The organism is Gracilibacillus halophilus YIM-C55.5, assembly GCF_000359605.1.
GTDB lineage: Bacteria > Bacillota > Bacilli > Bacillales > Amphibacillaceae > Gracilibacillus > Gracilibacillus halophilus.
Genome location: NZ_APML01000029.1, coordinates 13,507 through 33,606 on the forward strand (window position 1 = coordinate 13,507; position 20,100 = coordinate 33,606).

At 38.5% G+C, this 20,100-nt stretch carries 20 protein-coding genes; 5 read left to right on the top strand and 15 right to left on the bottom strand.

Features of this window, described 5'->3' with window-relative positions:
* Nucleotides 1-50 precede the first annotated feature (50 nt).
* The 4 genes from J416_RS08160 to J416_RS08175 form a co-directional block, all read right to left on the bottom strand.
* Nucleotides 51-1,325, bottom strand: a complete 1,275-nt coding sequence (locus J416_RS08160; protein ID WP_003468359.1) for a PTS sugar transporter subunit IIC — start codon at nt 1,323-1,325, stop codon at nt 51-53.
* Between the two features lie 18 nt (nt 1,326-1,343).
* The gene (locus J416_RS08165) at nt 1,344-1,646 is read right to left on the bottom strand and encodes a PTS sugar transporter subunit IIB (protein WP_003468363.1); all 303 of its coding nucleotides are present in this window, start codon (nt 1,644-1,646) and stop codon (nt 1,344-1,346) included.
* 2 nt (nt 1,647-1,648) lie between these two features.
* Nucleotides 1,649-1,945 (bottom strand): PTS sugar transporter subunit IIA, encoded by a 297-nt coding sequence (locus tag J416_RS08170; protein ID WP_205619696.1) that lies wholly within the window; start codon nt 1,943-1,945, stop codon nt 1,649-1,651.
* 320 nt (nt 1,946-2,265) lie between these two features.
* Nucleotides 2,266-4,161: a PrkA family serine protein kinase gene (locus J416_RS08175; protein ID WP_003468368.1), complete on the bottom strand. Its 1,896-nt coding sequence runs from the start codon at nt 4,159-4,161 to the stop codon at nt 2,266-2,268.
* 390 nt (nt 4,162-4,551) lie between these two features.
* Between J416_RS08175 and J416_RS08180 the strand changes: the two genes are divergently transcribed.
* On the top strand, nt 4,552-5,583 hold the full coding sequence (locus J416_RS08180; RefSeq protein WP_003468371.1) for a LacI family DNA-binding transcriptional regulator: 1,032 nt from the start codon (nt 4,552-4,554) through the stop codon (nt 5,581-5,583).
* Between the two features lie 101 nt (nt 5,584-5,684).
* On the opposite strand, the gene J416_RS08185 is transcribed toward J416_RS08180, so the two are convergent.
* The 6 genes from J416_RS08185 to J416_RS08210 form a co-directional block, all read right to left on the bottom strand.
* Nucleotides 5,685-6,440, bottom strand: a complete 756-nt coding sequence (locus J416_RS08185) for an urease accessory protein UreD (RefSeq protein ID WP_003468374.1) — start codon at nt 6,438-6,440, stop codon at nt 5,685-5,687.
* A 17-nt stretch (nt 6,441-6,457) separates the two neighbouring features.
* The gene (locus J416_RS08190) at nt 6,458-7,156 is read right to left on the bottom strand and encodes an urease accessory protein UreF (protein WP_003468376.1); all 699 of its coding nucleotides are present in this window, start codon (nt 7,154-7,156) and stop codon (nt 6,458-6,460) included.
* A gap of 98 nt (nt 7,157-7,254) precedes the next feature.
* Nucleotides 7,255-8,031, bottom strand: a complete 777-nt coding sequence (locus tag J416_RS08195; protein WP_003468379.1) for a PHP domain-containing protein — start codon at nt 8,029-8,031, stop codon at nt 7,255-7,257.
* 11 nt (nt 8,032-8,042) lie between these two features.
* Nucleotides 8,043-8,852 carry an energy-coupling factor transporter transmembrane component T family protein gene (locus J416_RS08200; RefSeq protein ID WP_003468381.1) on the bottom strand — a complete coding sequence of 270 codons (810 nt, stop codon included), beginning with the start codon at nt 8,850-8,852 and terminating at the stop codon, nt 8,043-8,045.
* A complete protein-coding gene (locus tag J416_RS08205) occupies nt 8,836-10,539 on the bottom strand; it encodes an ABC transporter ATP-binding protein (RefSeq protein ID WP_003468384.1) in 1,704 nt (567 codons plus the stop codon). Before J416_RS08205 ends, J416_RS08200 begins: the two co-directional genes overlap by 17 nt.
* Nucleotides 10,539-11,426, bottom strand: a complete 888-nt coding sequence (locus J416_RS08210) for a DUF8171 family membrane protein (protein ID WP_003468387.1) — start codon at nt 11,424-11,426, stop codon at nt 10,539-10,541. The genes J416_RS08205 and J416_RS08210 overlap by 1 nt, the downstream gene beginning before the upstream one ends.
* A gap of 183 nt (nt 11,427-11,609) precedes the next feature.
* Between J416_RS08210 and J416_RS08215 the strand changes: the two genes are divergently transcribed.
* Both J416_RS08215 and J416_RS08220 read left to right on the top strand, forming a co-directional pair.
* Nucleotides 11,610-12,440: a MurR/RpiR family transcriptional regulator gene (locus J416_RS08215; protein ID WP_003468390.1), complete on the top strand. Its 831-nt coding sequence runs from the start codon at nt 11,610-11,612 to the stop codon at nt 12,438-12,440.
* A 119-nt stretch (nt 12,441-12,559) separates the two neighbouring features.
* Nucleotides 12,560-14,035: a methyl-accepting chemotaxis protein gene (locus J416_RS08220; protein WP_003468392.1), complete on the top strand. Its 1,476-nt coding sequence runs from the start codon at nt 12,560-12,562 to the stop codon at nt 14,033-14,035.
* A gap of 67 nt (nt 14,036-14,102) precedes the next feature.
* Here J416_RS08220 and cyoE read toward each other — a convergent pair whose 3' ends face one another.
* The 4 genes from cyoE to J416_RS08240 form a co-directional block, all read right to left on the bottom strand.
* Nucleotides 14,103-14,873: a heme o synthase gene (gene cyoE, locus J416_RS08225; RefSeq protein WP_156809554.1), complete on the bottom strand. Its 771-nt coding sequence runs from the start codon at nt 14,871-14,873 to the stop codon at nt 14,103-14,105.
* Between the two features lie 172 nt (nt 14,874-15,045).
* Nucleotides 15,046-15,885, bottom strand: coding sequence for an SAM hydrolase/SAM-dependent halogenase family protein (locus J416_RS08230; RefSeq protein WP_003468400.1), 840 nt, complete (start codon nt 15,883-15,885; stop codon nt 15,046-15,048).
* 93 nt (nt 15,886-15,978) lie between these two features.
* Entirely contained in the window at nt 15,979-17,196 is a 1,218-nt protein-coding gene (locus tag J416_RS08235) for an MFS transporter (RefSeq protein WP_240407265.1), read from the bottom strand.
* A 61-nt stretch (nt 17,197-17,257) separates the two neighbouring features.
* Complete coding sequence (locus J416_RS08240; RefSeq protein ID WP_003468406.1) at nt 17,258-17,812, bottom strand: TetR/AcrR family transcriptional regulator; 555 nt, start codon at nt 17,810-17,812, stop codon at nt 17,258-17,260.
* Nucleotides 17,813-17,987: 175 nt separating this feature from the next.
* Between J416_RS08240 and J416_RS08245 the strand changes: the two genes are divergently transcribed.
* Nucleotides 17,988-18,890: an ArsR/SmtB family transcription factor gene (locus tag J416_RS08245; RefSeq protein ID WP_003468409.1), complete on the top strand. Its 903-nt coding sequence runs from the start codon at nt 17,988-17,990 to the stop codon at nt 18,888-18,890.
* 103 nt (nt 18,891-18,993) lie between these two features.
* On the opposite strand, the gene J416_RS08250 is transcribed toward J416_RS08245, so the two are convergent.
* On the bottom strand, nt 18,994-19,548 hold the full coding sequence (locus tag J416_RS08250; protein ID WP_003468412.1) for a hypothetical protein: 555 nt from the start codon (nt 19,546-19,548) through the stop codon (nt 18,994-18,996).
* A 225-nt stretch (nt 19,549-19,773) separates the two neighbouring features.
* Between J416_RS08250 and J416_RS08255 the strand changes: the two genes are divergently transcribed.
* A complete protein-coding gene (locus J416_RS08255) occupies nt 19,774-20,070 on the top strand; it encodes a HesB/YadR/YfhF family protein (protein ID WP_003468414.1) in 297 nt (98 codons plus the stop codon).
* The last annotated feature ends 30 nt before the right edge of the window (nt 20,071-20,100 follow it).

The window sequence follows — 20,100 nt, forward strand, 5'->3', positions numbered from 1 at the left end:
ATAATACTCCATAAGCATTATCTCCTCTTTCCTCCTCTCTAATTTAAAGATTAGTTTTGGTCCTGATTTTCTTCATCTGTTATGGCTTGTTTATCAAGCAGTCGAAAGAATGGAAAATAAATTGCAATCGACATGACAATGCTTACTAGTTGCCACAGCGCCAACATGATTCCACCTTGAACAAAACCACCTATAAATAAAGGTGAACCTACTGGCATCGGTGTTCCATTAGCAATTGGTAGAATACCAGTACTCATTAACAAGTATGTTGTCAAACCAATGATGACAGGAGCTCCAATAAAAGGAATCACCATTAATGGGTTAAACATGATTGGTGTACCAAATATAAGTGGTTCATTGATACTAAAGAAGGATGCAGGTAGTGCTAATTTCCCTAATGTTTTGTATCGTTGGCTTTTTGCTCTAAAAGCCATTAAAATACATAACCCAATGGTTGCACCACCACCACCTAGTGAAATGAATTCTGTATACAGACCCATCGAAACAATATTAGTGGGCTCTTCACCAGCTGCTATCTGATCTAAGTTCTCTAAACCTAACGGCATCCACACAGTAAGTAAAACAGGAGATAATACCAATCCACCATGAATCCCCAATAACCACAAAAGGTTAATCATTAATACAACAATAATTAAAGACCAGAATCCACTGCCTAAGTTTTGTAAAGGTATTTGAATGATAGAATAAATGGCATTCGGCATACTATCATATGATGTTGTTTTAAATATTCCGGCAATAATTAGAAAAATGACTGGAACGACAATACCAGGAATTAAATTTGAAAAACTCTTAGAAACAGTCGGAGGGACACCACTTGGCATTTTTATGGTCCAACCTTTTTTTACGATATACACATAAATACGGGTAGCAAGCAGTGCAACAAAAATGGCTGTAAATAAACCTTGTGCACCTAAGAATTCAAATGGTAGAAAGTCTGCTTCCTCCATCGTTGAAATCGGTATCAATATAAAGAAACTAACTAAGGCAATTAAACCTGCACCCTGTCCATCTTCTTCAAATAAGGATGCTAGTTTGGATGAGATAAAGAAAACAGCAAAAATAGAAATTAATCCGATTGTCATGGAATACGGGATTCCCACAACACTTTTTAAACCGGTATTTTCTAGAAATTGTTGATAACTATCTATACTAATATTGTTCAATAAATTTGCGAATGCGCCAAGAATGATAATGGGCAAGATGGATGAAAGACCTTGGGAAATGGCTTTCATATAAAAATTTTCATTTAATTTTCCTGAGAATGACTGAAGTCTTGATTGAAAACTCTGCATTTTCGCCCCCATGTTTCCACTCCTTTATGATTATTTTTCGATTAAATTTAATGCCCAATCCAATACTTTCTGACCATTCATTGTACCGTAGTCAACACTATTAATGACTTCAACGGGAATATTGGCATACTTGTCTTTATAATCATTTAATAAATATGAAACTTGTGGTCCAAGTAAAAGAACATCAGCATCTTCAACGTACTTTTCTAACTCTCCCCCTGAAGTAGCATTAATCCTAATTTCATCCTCTTTATTTTTTGCTGCTTCCTCCATTTTGTTCACTAACATACTTGTGGACATACCTGCTGCACAAACTAATAAAATATTTTTCATTTTTATACTTCCTCCTGCTTTATGTTTTGGTATAATTCAATCATTTCTTGAGCTAAATCTCTTACAGTCATAGCATTCATTAAGTGATCCTGTGCATGGACCATAAGAAGAGTAATCTCTGATCCTTCTCCTCTTGTCTCAGCTTGAATCAAATCAGTTTGCACCCGATGCGCTTGCGATAATTCTTCATTGGCATCGTCAATCAATCTTTCTGCTTCTTGAAAATCACCTTCCTTTGCTTTTTTAATAGAAGAAAGTGCATTACTTCTTGCATTTCCTCCATGGACGATAATCCCCATGATAATCTCTTGATAATCCAACCGAGAGCCCCCCTTTGCATTTAATTTTTTCTATAGCTAAATTATATATAGTAACCGTTTTCAACTACAGAGATTATTTTTCCGTTTTGTGCGGAACATTATTATTTCATTACAGAAAAAATTCAAGCCATTCTCCAAAGAATTGCCACTCAAACTGGATGACTTACAAGACATTGATTGAAATAACATCATCTATTTAAGATAACAATAAAAAAAGCTTGGAATGATCCAAGCTTTGATTTATGGTATCTCTTTTAAAGTAACGTCACTCGATTGTTTTGTATTGGGATATATCTTTGTTACCGATTCAACAAACTACCAACATACCGCAACAAATCATTTGCGGATTGTGTCGTATATCCATATTCTTCAACAAGCGTTGCCACCACTTCATTCATTTTCTTCAATTGCTGTTCATCTGGTGTCTTCGTAGACGTGGTAATTTTGACGACATCTTTTAAATCGGCAAATAATTTCTTTTGAATCGCTTCCCGCAATCGCTCATGAGATTGGTAATCAAACTTCTTCCCTTTTCGCGCATATGCCGAAATACGAATCAGAATTTCCTCGCGAAACGCTTTTTTGGCATTTTCAGAGATACCAATCTGTTCCTCAATGGATCGCATTAATTTTTCATCTGGATGCATTTCTTCTCCTGTTAATGGATCCTCCAACTTCGTTTTATTACAAAATGCTTCAACATTATCTAAATAATTATCCATCAGCGTTTTTGCCGACTCGTCATATGAATAGACAAAGGCTTTTTGCACTTCTTTTTTAGCCATATCATCGTATTCTTTGCGCACAACCGAAATAAAATTCAAATAATCTTCTTTCTGTTCTTTCGTAATCGATGGATGATCATCCAATCCATCTTTTAATGATCGGAGTACATCTAACGCATGAATCGATTGCATTTCTTTGCGAATAATCGTTGAAGAAATCCGGTTAATCACATAACGAGGATCAATGCCGGTCATTCCTTCATCAGAATATTCTTTTTTCAATGAATCCACATCTTGTTCACTAAACCCTTCAACATCTTGCCCATTATACAAATATAGTTTTTTGAGTAAACTGATGTTACTCTGTTTCGATTCCTTCAAACGAGTTAAAATCGTAAACATCGCGGCAATTTTTAAAGTATGTGGCGCAATATGAACATCTTTGATATCACTTTCTTCAATCATCTTTTGATAAATGCGTTCTTCCTGATCTACTTTTAAATTATACGGAATGGGCATAACGATCATTCGCGAATGCAAGGCTTCATTTTTCTTATTCGAAATAAATGACCGATATTCTGACTCATTGGTATGGGCAACGATCATTTCATCTGCTGATATTAAGGCGAATCGACCGGCTTTAAAATTCCCTTCCTGTGTTAATGAAAGCAAATGCCACAAAAATTTCTCATCACACTTCAACATTTCTTGAAATTCCATAACCCCTCGATTGGCTTTATTCAATTCGCCATCGAATCGATAGGCACGCGGATCCGATTCAGAACCATACGTGGCGATCGTTGAAAAATCAATCGACCCTGTCAAATCAGCAATATCCTGTGACTTCGGATCGGACGGGCTAAAGGTACCAATCCCCACGCGTTCATCTTCTGAGAAAAAAATGCGCTCAACCATCACATCTTCAATTTTGCCATTATAATCTTCCTCCAACCGCAAGCGATTGAGCGGCGAAAGACTGCCTTCAATTCGGATGCCGTACTCCTTTTCAAATTCGGCGCGTAAATGCTGTGGGATTAAATGCAACGGATTCTCATGCATCGGACAGCCTTTAATGGCATACACTGCTCCGCGATCGGTTAACGTATATTGTTCAAGCCCGCGTTTCAGCATCGTCACGAGGGTTGATTTTCCACCACTAACAGGACCCATGAGTAACAAAATCCGTTTTTTTACATCTAAACGTTTCGCTGCTGGATGGAAATATTCCTCAACGAGCTTCTCTAACGCTTCTTCTAACCCAAATAATTCGTCGCTAAAAAAATTGTATTTGCGAACGCCATCTTCTTCAACGACGCCTTGATCTTTAATCATTTCATAAATTCGTGAATGGGCAGATTGAGCTAAATATGGCTTTTCCTTTAACAATTCCAAATATTCGGCGAATGTTCCTTCCCATTTCAATTCATTTTGCGTTATTCGATGTGCTTGAATTTTCTTTAATATATTCATGAAACGACCTCCTTAGAAAAAAACTCCTCCATCGACATTTCCGTTCTCAAGTGACGACACCTTCTTCGCCACTACCAGAAACATTCATTAAAATACGCACCATCTTGATGATGGGTTTATCTACATAATATGATGGAGAGACGAGAAAAATGAGTTTCTAGGCAAAAGAAGCCCGCACCCATTTTCACTTCACAAAATCATATAGGTTCGGTATAATACAAATGTATATGTATATACTGCAATTAACGTTCACATAAACAAGGAGGATTCAAATGGGATTAGCATTAGTATTAGGTGTTAGTGTTACTTTCATCGTAGCGATTTTTGCCGCAGGGTATGAAGCGAAGCAATAATATCATGATCATGTTAGATGGAAGTCGGTGAATTCATATGGCAAGCACAATCAAAGATGTGGCAAAAAAAGCAGGGGTTGCCCCTTCTACTGTATCTCGTGTGATCGCAGACAATTCAAGAATCAGTCTGAGCACTAAAAAACGCGTAAGAAAAGCAATGAAGCAATTAGGATATCACCCGAACATTAATGCGCGAAATCTTGCTGTCCGTTCCACACAAGCGATAGGTGTAGTCATGCCATCATCTGCAGATACAGCATTGCAAAATCCATTTTTTCCAGAAGTATTACGGGGCATTGGTTCATTTGCCCATGAAACAGAATATTCGCTCTATGTCTCTACAGGTGGAGACGATGATGATATATTTGAAGAAGTGCAACGAATGGTTCACGGCAACCGTGTAGATGGCATTATTCTTTTATATTCACGCATTTCCGACTCTGTGCAACAATTTCTTATGGAAGAGGAATTTCCTTTTGTCATTATTGGTAAACCTTCTGAACAAGAAAATGAAATCACCCATGTCGATAATGATAACTATAAGGCAAGCCTGGAATTAACCAATCATTTGATCGATATCGGGCATCAAAACATCGCCTTTATTGGTGGGTCCGATGAATTAACCGTTACCATTGATCGCCTGCAAGGTTATCGTCAAGCGATCCAAGAAGCCGGCCTGCCATTACCAGAAGAATATATCGTACATGTGGAATTCCTGAAATCTGGTGGTCGTGAAGCCGTTGAACAGCTGTTTTCACTTCAAACGCCTCCTACTGGCTTAGTAGTCGCCGATGACTTAATGTCACTAGGGGTGATCAATATGTTAGAGGAAATTGGTTTAAATTGTCCTGAAGACGTTTCCATTACAAGTTTTAACAATTTATATTTAGCTGAAATCACGACACCCCCATTAACGACGGTAGATATTCAAATCTATATGCTTGGTGTACATGCGGCTCGGTGTTTAATTGAAAAAGCCCAAAACAAAGATGAACCCGCTAAACGGATTATTGTACCCCATGAAGTAAAATACCGTCAATCCACGAAAGAAATTGATCCAACCAAATAGTAACGGCGCCTATTTAGAAACGTAGCGACTCTTCGGATGAACCGATGATGATTCATCTAAGAACTGATCCGTGAAGTCGCCTCGTTTCAGCAGCTACTTTTCTATATGCGCCATTTTCTGATATCTGTAATTTGTTGATCAAAAAACTGAAACACATCGTCCATTTCTTTTCTTAAAAGCGATAAATCTGTCGATAACCAACGGATTAAAATCCCTTGACCATCTAAATCCGTCATTCCTGCTCGGTGATGCTTGGCTTGGGATAATCGCTGTTGCACGTCCCATTCATCAAACGGCGGATGAGGCGTAATATACCACATGGATGCCACATACGGAAAGGTCTCCGTCATCCCATAATGATGATTCACTTCACTTTTCGGAAAAAACTGAAAGGGATCAAACACAAGACATTCTTCATCGACCCAAATTTCCATCGAAGAAGAAAGTGACGTGAAGGTATCGTGATCAAAATGATAAATCTCACCCCAAATCAACTCTGCGTCTTGATGTAATTGTATTTTTGATGTCTGTTGATACTGACTCCCTTTTGCTGGGATGATCTCTTGTTTATTCCATATCAATAACGCTTCCTCTTCAACCTCAACAAACATATCAAGTTGATGCGATTGTTCTGGCTGTAATTGAAGTACATCTTCGGGGCCAACGACAATATTTGTTCCTTTCTTCACCAATAAATCTGCTCGATTCGATTGTTCATGATCTTCTAACCCGGAGATTTGGTAATTGGAAAATACGCGGTGTGATTTATCGGTTTTTTGTAGTTTCAGAGGCGCTTCATCTTCGTAATCGTGAACATTAACTTTCTGAAAGCGCGCCTTTATTGTTCGTTCCGTCATGAAAAAACCCCCTCTCATTACGACAGAAATAGTTTTGATAATAAATATTTATGCTGCATCGCGGATATCTCTAATCCGATGGCGCTATTCCCCATTTGTTTCATCGTTAAATGAATCGCGGTCTCTGCTGCTTCATCTATTTTATCAAGCATTTGGAAAATGACTTGTTCAGCATCTTTTGGCGCTAGCGGGATAGCACGCACTGCATGTTGGACCACATTTGTTAAGGAAAAATAAAAGTATGTCTGAATCGTATCAAATAAGTCAAAACCTTGTTCAAAAGCATACAAACTATATACAAAAATGTAATGATTCAACTGTTCTTTCTCCTGAATGACCTCGGACCATTCTTCTAATATCGGCGATTCCTCAATTGAACACAAGCGATCGAACAACCGCTTCCCAGCTTGCCGGCTGGTTCGCTTTAATTCTAATACATTTTTGCTGGCATTATATACCTTCGCCAAGTACAGCAATTGTTCCCAGTCCTGACGTTTCATCGATCGATAAATTTCTTTCATCATAATCGCGTCATTATGTAATAAATAACCATGAATATAACTATAACAGAAAGAGGCTAAATCTTCTTTCGTCTGAATCTGCTTCGACCGAACGTACATCTCCATTCCAATCGCATGCGCGACTTGACTCTTTAAAAACGTCGAGTGATGCAAATGAATTAAATGCAACTGTTTCTGCGTGTCACGTGCACCCATCCTATCCCTCCATTTCATTGTCATTATATCACAAAGAAAAACCCCATATAAAAAACGGGAAGCAAATCTTACCATCGCTTCCCGAATGCATCTAGTATTTATACAACGTGTTCCTGTTTTTGTTGTAAATATTTTTTCATATATTTTTTAATCAAAGTAGCAGAGCGAACTTTCAATGAAACATCATCAGAAACTTGAACGCGGTGTTTGCGGTTTTGAACAGCTTCTCTCAACTGATCGTGATTCAAATAGGTTTGATCGAACTGATTCATGATACTTCCATATTGGATAAATTGATGCGTGTCACTGCCACCGACGATAGGTAACCCCGTTTCTTTTGCTAATTGTTCTAATTCCTTTTGACACGTGATGACCCCTTTCTTATATAAATCCTTTCCATTCAAATCAAGGGCGTCTAACTGCTTCAATTGTTTCATAGATACATGTTTGGCTAAAGGCGTACTTTCACGATAAGGATGTGCACCAATCGTAAATAAATCCGATGCCCGTGCCAGCTCCATTAATCGATCAAATCCAATGAAATGACTTGATTCCAGGTGACCGGTTAATTGGTGTCTCACATGTAAAATTTCTTCTCTTGAGCCAATCAGTAATATGTGTCCCCCTTCTTGTACATCCACTTCCATGCCAGGGAATAATTGCATCCCTTCAACCGAATAATAACCGTTCATATACGAGTAATGCTCATCCAAATAATCATAAATATCAAAAAAACGAATGGTATTAAAGTGTTCAGTCATCGCAATCGCTGTTAAACCAGCCGCTTTAGCCTCTTCCATCATTTCTTGAAAATATGCCGGATGAAACATCGATTGCTTTGAAATCTTTACATGACTATGAAAATCAATTTTCATCAGAAACCCTCCTAAAATATAATAAATAAACTCGCGACATAGATAGCTGAACCAATCAAAAAGCCATAATCCATTCCTTGCATTCGCAAAGATGCTAGTTTTAACTCTTTCACTTTTGTATGGTTGAACCCATATTTACTGCCTTTCGTTTCAAGTGCTTCTACTGTCGTTCTAGCCCGTTTGGCAGTCGACAACAACAATGGATAGAAAGAACGCATGGCAATCTGAATAAAATAGTAAATGGTCCGCCAATATAAAATTCCGCGCTTTTCTGGAGCTTTTCCTCGTAGTCTAAACGATTGAAACACATGGTGATATTCTTCCAACAATGTCGGGAGCATGCGATAACCATAAGCAATACTGAATGAAACTTGACCGGGCACACCAATTTTTAATAAACCATTACTTAACTTATCTGGATTCATCGAACAAAAAACCGTAATACTCGCTAATGAGATGACTGAAAGTTTAGCTGTCAGTTTTAACAAAGGAAGCATTGCCGAAAAATCACCGCCAAAAAACAACGATATCACCAATAAATAGCCTCCCTGCCCTAACAAGCCGAGACATAAAATAAAAATGATTAATGGACTGACACGTGCGATAACTGTTGTCACAATCATAAAACCGAGCATCCCTAATAATATGCGCGTCTCATGCAAAAACCACGGAACAATGCCAAAGAATGCATACCAAAGAAAAAGTGTTCGTGGATCTAATTTTGCTAAAAAAGTATGTCCATTACCATAGGCTGTATGTAGCAATTCAATCTTCATTTGTTCTACAGATAGTTTTTCTGTGAATCTACGCGTATACTCCATCGGCGCCCTCCTTCTTTCGATACATAGCCACAAAATCTTCCACCGTATATACTGGCGATGTCCATCCTAATTGATGACTGAGGGAATAGATTTGCGGCGGGACAAGTCCTGCTTTCTGCATTAATACAGGATTTTGAAACAGCCCTGCTCGATCACCATCGTATATAACTTCACCTTGATTCATGACAATAAAACGATTGGCAAAAGCTGTAGCTAGTTGCATATCATGTGTAGCCATAATCACCGACGATAATTGTTCCTTCAACTGATCTAATAACCGTGTGATATGCTTTCTTGTAGCTATATCCAAGTTAGCCGTCGGTTCATCCAATAACATAATGGCTGGATCCATACCAACACCAATTGCCAGTGATGTTTTCCGCTGCTGGCCACCACTTAATAAACGACTATCTCGATCGGCTAAATCTTGTAACTCAAATTGATCTAATAAACGGTTCACTAATTCTTGATCATTTTCGATTTTACGTGCTCGCATATAGAATCCGACATCTTTTTCTACTGAATCATCAATAAACATTTGTTCTGGATTTTGGTGAATATATGTGACCATTTCCGCCAAATGTTCCGGTGAGGTATGTTCAACATTATAACCATTAACAGAAACCTCGCCCGAACCCGGCTTGTGTAATCCTGTCACGAGACGCATCAATGATGATTTTCCCGCTCCGTTATTGCCAACAAGTGCGACATAATCTCCTTTATAGATTTGGAGATGAACATCATATAACACTTGTTTCTTTTTGCGTGTAATCGTTTGGTAGGAAAAGTTCACATTTTGAAACTGAATAAGCGGTTCCTTATTCATTGGCATTTCGATTGAACTGTCGTCAAAGGTTGTATGAAGGGATGGTCGAAATACGCTCTCACCTTCCGCTAATGTAATTGGAAGTGGCGCATCAAAACCTAACTGTGCTGCAGCTTGCGTCACTTGTGGTGGATAAATCTGATGTTTCAACAATGTACCCACTTGATTTAAGGCATCTGTGACAGGCTTTTTAAAGGAAACTTGCCCGTCTTCAAGCAAAACAACTTGATCAGCGTATTGCGCTACAAATTCCGTATGATGTTCAATGACAATGATGGTTTTTTCCCATTGATCATGGATTTTTCGTAAAATATGATAGATATCATTGGCATGTTGTGGGTCAAGCTGAGCCACTGGTTCATCGATCACGATAACTTCTGGTTGAAGCGACAGCACACTAGCGAGCGCTAACAAATGTTTCTGTCCACCGCTTAATTGCCAGACAAACGAATGGCTATATGCTTCCAAACCGACAAATTCTAAAGCACGCTCCGCTCGTTCTTGATAATCAGAATAGCCATAATGTAATGGTGCAAAACTCGCATCTTCCAACACACGAGGGCTAACAATTTGATTTTCAAAATCTTGATAAACATATCCCACATGTTCTGACAGGCTCGCTACAGAGTGAGTAAAAGTATCAAGTCCGTTCACCTTCACTTCACCTGTGATATCACCGACATAATAATTTGGAATTAATCCATTAAACAACTTACACAATGTCGATTTTCCACTACCATTACCGCCAAGAATCGCAAGAAACTCTCCTTTTTCAACCGTTAAAGAAACATTTTGTAATACAGGGTGATGGGCACCTGGATATTGAAAAGTGACATCATTGACATGAATCATTGGTTCCATTATGAAACATTCCTTTTCTCATTCGTCATGCCAGTTGCTTTCGACTTATTTTTTGTCATCACTAGAATGCTGATCAATGCAATCAATCCTGCTATACCTAAACTTAACCAGATGACCCATTGCCCATAGTTTTCGACAAAATCAGCTTCCCAATCGATAATATTTATGCCTGACTCTGACAAAAATTCAAACAAAAAGGCTGCCCCAGCTAGAAAGATGCCTCCTGCAATTACTCGTGCACCAATGATTTCCGTCAGACTGAAATGATCATCACGCGTACGAGGTTTCATACCTAATAATGGCTCGATCTTTCCGTATAATCGCGGAACTAAATAGATGGTCGGTAGTAGAGCAAATAAAATACCTGAGAAGAGAAGATCATTCACAAAAGCGAACCCTTCTACAACAACGACACTTTCTGCTAAACCAGGAACCGCTTCTAATTCTTCAACCCCTACCCATACTTTTAACATATCAACCATCACACTAATCGCTTGATGAATACTGACACCTAGCATGGCAGCAATACCTACCTGGCGTAAATTCTTCGGATCACGTACATAAGTACCAGCGACATACATCGCTAACGAAAACGCGATAAATTTTTCCAATTCACCAAAGCCACCGAATTGACCGAGCATAATTTCGCCGAAAATGACCTCACCGAGCGAAGCACCAATGGCTGCGTATAACGGGTGAAACAAGATACAAAGTGTTAACGGGATAAAAGCAAAGTATTCAATCGAAAACTCAATTGGGCCGAGGTAAGCACTTGGAACGAGCTCCGTAATCATATTCGACAATCCGTATAACGACATCGATAGAATAAACACCATCATCTTTTGCGACTGCGTTAATTTGTAACGTTGTTTCGTGACATCCTGCATAATAAAAAGCCTCCTTTAATTTGGTTACTTTTATTCTATCGAAGCTTTATTAATAAACCTTTGTATCAACGTTAAAGCTATGTAAATTCATTAACTTTTTTTATCATTCTGTAAATTTTCTTTCATATGCAACGAGAACTCGCCTAGATCTGATAACCTATCAGTCAAAAGGAGGAAGAAAACATGTTTCGTCTGTCACTCGATCAAATGAATCTCACTGAAAGTCAAACGATCATTGCTAATTATTTATCCAAGCATTGGCAAGAAGTTCTTGTGTCCACTGAGAAGGATATTGCAGAAGCGACAGGAATAAGCATAGCTACCGTATCACGCTTCTGGTCTGTAGCTGGATATAAGAATTTAAAAGATTTCAAAAACCACATGAAACACGAATTAGAAGTGTCTCCAGCTAGAAAAATTCAAAGTGTTCAACCTAAAAAGAACCAACTGACACCTTACATTACGATTGAAAAAAGTCTATCTTTACTACAAGATACGATCGACAACACAGATCACGCATCATTTCAACAAGCCATTGAATTACTCCATCGATCAAACCGAATATACGTTCTCGCCAATGGTCCTTCCAAAGGATTAGGCGAGTTATTTGTCTATCGTGTAAAACGATTAGGAAAACCCATTCACTTTATAAACAATCAAGGGAATGAATTATTTGAAGACATGATTCATATGAATCAAGATGATGCACTCTTTGCCTTTGCCTTCGGACGCTTATTACCTGAGACGAAAGTTTTGTTAGATTATCAACGGGACATCCATTACCAATCCATCGTAGTCACTGATCAGTACATTTCTAATATTTCGACAATGGCTACCATTCGTTTATTTGCCAGTCGTGGAAAAACAAATGAGTTTCATTCTATGATGGCACCAACTTTACTAATCGAGAACATCATCCTCGGTTTGACAATGAAAGACAAGGAATCTCACATTCAAAGATTACAACAATTATCTTACCTAAGAAAAAAGTATCATGATCAATTACCCCGATAAGCACACTGATTCTGTGGTTAATTGTATGATTTTGTCGAATATATTGAATCTTTGTAACTATTTGTATATACTTCAAGTATTGTAAAAAGATAACTCGTTTGACTAAAGGGGGATACATCATGGAAGCTATTGAATCATTACGATACAAAGACGTGAGACAAAAAAATACACTCATGCTTTTTACAATGGGGATTTCGATACTACTTGGGGCAATCTTTGCATTTCTTACAGATAAAGCGACAGCAGGCATGGTTTATAGTAGTGAACTTGCCGTTGTTATCGCTCTGTATATTATTTTCCAGAAGGTCATGAATAAAATCTATCTTCTTCCCTATTTATTTGTGATCATCTTTTATTTCATGCTTTATCTATTTATCAGTCTTCAAGGGGCGAGCATACCGTCTTTTATTATCGTGATCTTTTTAAGTATATTTTCAGCGATCCATATGAATTACAAAGTTTTCTATACAGGCACAGTGTTGGGCATAGGTGTCATTATTTATAACTACATCATGATCGGTGCCAACAATGACATAATGGTAGAATTAGCTCAATACTCCTTGCAATGCTTCTTACTCGGCACGCTAGCATTACACTTTGTTATTCGGTTCTCGAACAATCAAATGAAACAGTTAGCTGAGTATTTAGAAGAGTCAGAGATTCATAACACGAATCAAGAAAAGCAAAAGCAAGTCGTCGAACAATCCGTTCAAAAAATGTTAGAAAATATCGATCATGTGAATCAAAAATTGCATGAAAATGTACAAACCCAAAATCAGCTGAATGCTACAATTGATGAAATTTCACAAGCCAGCCAAACACAAACATCACAGATTACAGACATTTCAAATGCCACCAATGACACACGACAAAATATCGATACCGTCGAAAAAACATCTCAACAACTTTATGAAGAAGCCAATCAAGCGAACGAATTAACGCGTACTGGAAAAGAGAAAATGGATTCATTAAACGAACACAATCAAACACTTGAAGCAACAATTAGTGAACTTAGTAAAACATTTGCTGATTTAACCGACAAAATAAAAGAAACCAATGGATTCGCCGATACGATTAAAGAAATTACCGAGCAAACGAACTTACTCGCCTTAAACGCATCCATTGAGGCAGCAAGAGCTGGCGAGGCTGGCAAAGGATTTGCAGTCGTTGCTGATGAAATCCGTAAATTAGCTGATCTCACAGGGGAAACGACAGAGAAGATTACGAACAATTTGGCTTCACTTAACGAAACCAATGAATCTGCAGTCGCGCAAATGGACAAAAGTATGACGAGTTTTGTGACAGGTATGGAAACATCTCAAGAAGTCACAGGATATTTTGAAGAGCTAACATCAACCATTACGAAATTAAATGACGCACTTCAAAACTTTACTACATTAGCAAAAGACGTCCAGGACCAATCCAATGGTGTCGAATCGTCGACCAATGATTTAGCGGCCATTATTGAAGAAACTTCCGCTAGTTTGCAAGAAATGAGCTCAACGGTTACGACACTGACAGAAAGCAATCAAGAACTGGCGCAACTACTTGACCAAGCCGTCGAAAGCTCAAAAGAATTGAAACAACAATTTTAATGCTAAAATTACCAGACTCACGCTAGAATTATCAAAAAATCAGCAGGTAGAAAAGCACAAACTTTCCTTACCTGCTGATCATTACCATATAAAGAATAAAGATAGCCGTTAAATAGACGAGCGAACTCCGAAATAATTCCTCTGCCCAACGTTCTATCGAAGAAACAAAGAAAGCCCGCATCGCAATTGCGAACCAACCACACGTGATCAAACAAAATACAACGATAAATAGATATCCAAACTGATGTGTGAGAAATAATGTCGCAAATAACAGCACAATATACATCCATGTACGATGGATCGTCACGCGATACCCTTTCACTACAGGAAGCATCTGTAACCCCGCACGATGATAATCTTCATACTTCCGAATCGCAATCGCATACGTATGTGGCATTTGCCATAAAAACATAATAAAAACTAATGATAATGGAACGTGATGTATCGCCGTATCAACAACCGACCAGCCCATGAGTGGCGTGACAGCACCGGATAGACTACCGATATGGGTGTTCCAAGTAAATTTTCTTTTTGTCCACATCGTATATAACACAACATAAGTGAACCAACCAATCAATCCATAGAGAGCCACATATCCATTGATGAGAAAAAGTAATATCAGACCAGTGACACTTAGTAAAACACCAATCATAAATACCGTAGATAATGACAACGATCCGGTCACAGTTGGCCGATTTCTTGTTCGTTCCATCACTGCGTCTACATCTGCTTCCAGCCAATTGTTCAAAGCTAAAGCGCCAGCAACAATACTCACACTGCCAAACAGTAACAAAAGAAACTCGCTCTCTATCGGCATCGCATAATATTGTAAAGCCATGAAATATGTCAATAACGTCGCATCACATTCGCCACTAACACAAATCGTTTAAAAAGATGCTTGATATCAGATAAAAAACTAGCAACCATTTCTATTCCTCGCTTCTCACTTACACCCTCGGCATTACCTAATGTATCACTAGTTTTTCATCAAGTCACATGCTTTGTTTTTCTCATGATACAGAAATGTCAATGCGCCAATTTTCACCAGATCCAATTTGGTAAGTTTTCGCAAATGACCCTTGATTCATCGCAATCGCCAAATAACCTAACGAATTGATATAAACGACTGGCTCACCGACTGGAATCGCCGCAAAGGATCGGGCAAATGTGATCGACTGACGATATATGTTTCTATCGCCATGTTGAATCGTTACTTGTACTTGATCGCCACATTCGACATATAATGCTGAAAACAGCTCTCTGCTAATATTTGTCCATACATTACCGAATCGTACATCGTGAATGTCAATCATACCCGTAATTTTGTCGCTTTCTATAACTGGCTTTTGAAAAGGAATCGTAACGATCTCATCTAGATTTTGCCGCTCGCCCACTTCATGAAATGAAATCACTCCTGAAGCGAGCTTCGCACCTGTATATGCATAAACGTCTCTGCCATGGAATGTATCTGACGCGTGCGATTGCGGCAAACGATTGTGATTCTCATCAATTTCCCGAACTTCGCTAATCCCTACTTTTTCATGTATGAGAGTGAGCGTACCATTATCCGGTGTGACGATATAACGATTATGATGGGTTCGCGCAACCACGCTTTTTCGATTCGAACCAACGCCAGGATCCACGACCGATACAAAAACAGTTTCTTCTGGCCAATACGATATGGTTTGCCATAACCGATAAGACGCTTCCCATATATGAAAAGGCGGGATTCCGTGCGTATTGTCATAGATAGGGATGATTTTGCTCACGCTATAAGCGACACCTTTCATTGCACTGACGGCCCCATCTTCTAGGCCAAAATCAGACTGTAACACGAGTGCATTCATCATCTCCATTCCCCCTTCCTCTCAATCTAAGAAGTATAGCACTACCTATATTTTTTCCTATTGTAAAAGTTTCATTCCGTTACAAACACCCGCACGTTAATAAAAACTGGATTCACATTTATATTTTATACCCTTTTTCAAACGATGTGTAACATTTGAAAAGCCTCGTCTGATAGTAAAATGATTCTCCTCTTTCGGTGCTAAAAATGTCGCCGTCATTCCGATAAAACCATAAACAATAAATAACGTCGTGTAACTTGTAGCTTCAATTACACCACCGGCCAGTATCGAACCGATCACTTGCCCTAATGCAAGCACTAAAAACGGAACACCAATCCCTAAAGACGCATTACGTATAAACACACGAATGCCCCATACTAACAGAACGCCAGTGATAAATATATACGAACAACCAAAAATCGCTGCCGCTAGATAAGCCATCACCATTTCCTCAGGAGAAATCGCTAAAATAAGCGAAGATGAAGCAATACATACCGCTCCAATTTTATAAGAGAATGACAGTCCACCTTTTTCAACGAGAGATCCTGAGAAACCACCGAGCACACCAAAGATACCGATCACAATCCAGAACCCAGCAAGTTGCCAATCACTATAGTCACCAGCGACTTGGATAAAGGTTCTTGAAAATGTCCAAAAAGCAGCAGTAGAAATCCCTAGCATGAGTGACGCTAACACCAGCGTCGTAGCTCCTTTCACACCACGGATAGATAAATTCCCTTTTTCAAACCGAATCGATCGGTTCTCACCTTTAGGAATCGCACGATAGTTCCATATTAATATCAATAATGTTAAAAACGCATAAATCAAATAAGTGAATCGCCAATCAGAAGTAAGAAAATAAGCGCCTAATCCCGATAAAGCAATACCAAAACTTGTTCCTGAATTAATCCACGTATTGGCTTTTCCTTGCTGATCACCTCTCATCCAAAGCGAGATCGCTGCACCATATGGCGGTGAAACAAGTCCCGTACTACCACCGGCAAACAATACCCCAAGCGCTAGTATCCATACATTAGGCGTCACCCCCATCAAGAATAAGCCAATAAAAGCTGATAATCCTGCTAATAGAATCATCCGCCTCGGCCCATCTTTTGTCGTCATCACTGTCGATAAGATGATCGTAAAGCAATAAGCAAAATAAAATAAGGAAGAGATCATGCCTGATACGAACTCAGACATCTCGAGTGACGCGTTCACTTCTGGAAGCAACAAACCAAAACTAAATCTCGCCAAACCATATGTGACTGCAATCATACTCACACCTGGTAATACTAACTGTAAGAAACGCATCATATCGTCCCCCTTTACAAATTTTTTAGATAGAACGACCTTTCTATTTTATTCGTAAAAAAAATTACGATGTATGCTGGACAAGTGTCCTCGCCATCGTAATGGAATATTCAGTTGCTTGATCTGCACCAATCAATGTCGTCATCGAAGTCGTGCCTTCAAGGAGCAATGTGAATTGATTGGCAAGATCCCGTTTATTATCTTTGCCTTTTTTTTGTGCCAATTGTTGAAAATATTCAAGCAAACGCGATTTATGACCGCGGGCAATGTTTTCAATCTCATTATCTTCTCCTGCATAATCCTCAATAGCCCGTAAAAACATATCGCCTTGATACGATTGTTCTTTTAACCAATGACCATGAGCTTCCACAGCAAGAATAAAAGGAGAATCAGAGTCCGTTTCGACATATGAATCCAAATAAGACCAATAACGCGCTTCACGTTGCTTCAAGACTTCTTCCACTAAATTGTCTTTCGAAGGAAAATGATTGTAAAGCGTCATCGTCGCCACATTGGCTTCATGAATAATTTGTTTCAAACCAACTCCTCGAAATCCATGCTGATAAAACAAACGCTCAGCTACATTTAACAGTGTATCCCTTTTTATTGACCGACTCATAAAAGACGTCTCCTTTATTTAGATAGAACATTCATTCTATCATTAAAGTATCAAACTTATTGATCATTCGTCAACTTTTTTATTTCAAAATCAAGACGATATGATTTGTTTCTCATAGGCTCCTCTGATACGATTTAATTATATCAACCGATTTTAGGTTAGAAGGGTGTTAACTATGCAGTTACAAATTGATCACGCTTCCCTGCCAGTCTATGAAGCACTCGCAAGTGAAGTACGTATACATATCATACAATTGTTATCAAAGAAAAAAATGAACATCAAAGAGCTGTCCGAAGCACTATCTTTAAGCAGCCCGATTGTGACCAAACATGTGAAAAAACTTGAAGAAGCTGGCTTAATTCGGACAGAAAAAGTACCAGGTAAATCCGGACAACAGCGCATCTCCATATTAAAAGTCGATCATATTGAAGTGAATTTTCCGAAAAAGATTTATCATTCGTTTGCTACGCATGAAACGTCCATTCCGGTAGGTCACTATAGTGATTATCAAATTATGCCAACGTGCGGTCTCGCAACAGAACATGATTTTGTCGGGCCAGTGGATCAAACAAAATATTTTATGGCGCCTGAGCGAATGAATGCCCAAATTTTATGGTTCACGCAAGGATTTATCGAGTACAAAACGCCAAACTTCCTACAAGAAGATGAACAATTACAACAATTGGATATCAGTATGGAAATTTCATCAGAGTTCCCATTTTCCAATGAAGTATGGCCGTCTGATATTACATTTACTTTAGATGGCATTGAGTTAGGAAAGTGGGAAAGCCCTGGCGATTTCGCAGATACACGTGGGAAATTCACACCTGATTGGTGGCCAGATAATATTAATCAGTATGGGTTATTAAAAACGATACGTATTACATCACACGGAACCTATATGGATGGTGAGCCAATGTCTGACGTGACCATTGACGATTTAGATACGACGAAGGATGGTTGGACCCTTCGGATTGAAGTAAAAGAAGACGCTGAACATGTAGGGGGCGTCACTTTATTCGGTCGTCATTTTGGTAACCATGACCAAGACATCTCATTCAAACTCTATTATATTTAAATCGACTTCATGAAAAATGAGACGCGGAAACTAACGTGCAAAAACAGCATTCATAAAAAACGTATGCTGTGGTTTTGCGTTTCTTTCCGCGTCCATCTTCATTTTAATAGAGTTGATAAAAGCTTTCTTGACCGAGGTGTTGCACATATTTTTCTACTAGTTTCGTTAAATCGGTCGATTGATCAAGCGTCATCCACTCGTCTTCTTTTTCCCCTTGATAAAACTTTCTTTCAACCTGAAATTCTCGTTCTTCTCGATCAATGAGTGTAAAGCAGAGCTGTACGTCATACGTTTTATACTTCGGATCACTCAATGCCTCAACAATAGCTGGCTTCTCATCAATAGGCACTGGATTTTCATAAGTATAGACATATACGCTCTCTTTTTTTACATCTAGTTTAAAGTCTCGAATCGGGCTGTATTCTTCCAATCCTTGCTCAATGATCGTAATTTCATCTTTATTTATTTTTTTATTCGTTTTTTTCGTTAAAAACACGCGGCCATTCGGGTGTTCATAGATTTCATACCCCTCTGGAATCGCTTTTACTTCTGTGTTCGGATCATCTTTTTTAAAGTAATAGCGGTAATTCCCTTTCTTTGTCGTACGCGCATGCAAATAGTACTCGTCCCCTCGGAAATTCGTATATGTTACCGCCATCTCCTTCACCACCTTTTGATTAGTATCCTGCTAGCTTTCTTTCATACGTTTTTTCTCACCTTTTCATAGTATAACAAAAATTTATTTAAATATCTTCCCATGTTGTTGTAAAATTCATCTGCATGTGTGAATAAACCTAATATTGGGAATCATATAAAAAAGGGTGTACGATATATACTGTACAATACTTTATGAATTGATATGTTCATAGAAGGAGTGATTACGATGGATATTCAAATTTCCGACGAAGCACTACAATGGTTTAAAAACGAAGTCGATTTAGAAGAAGGAAGTACTGTAAAATTCCAAGCTAAATATGGAGGATATAGTCCGATTCATGAAGGATTTTCCCTTGCGTTTCAAATAAATGAACCTCAAGAAGACGTCATTGCCTCTACGGAGAAAGAAGGGATTACGTTCTTTATTGACACAACCGATGCCTGGTACTTTGAAGGCTACCGCTTACACGTCAAATATGATGAAGAACTAGATGAAGTCGCTTATGAATACGAAAAGCTGTAACAACAGAAAATTTTGAATCTATTGGTGTCG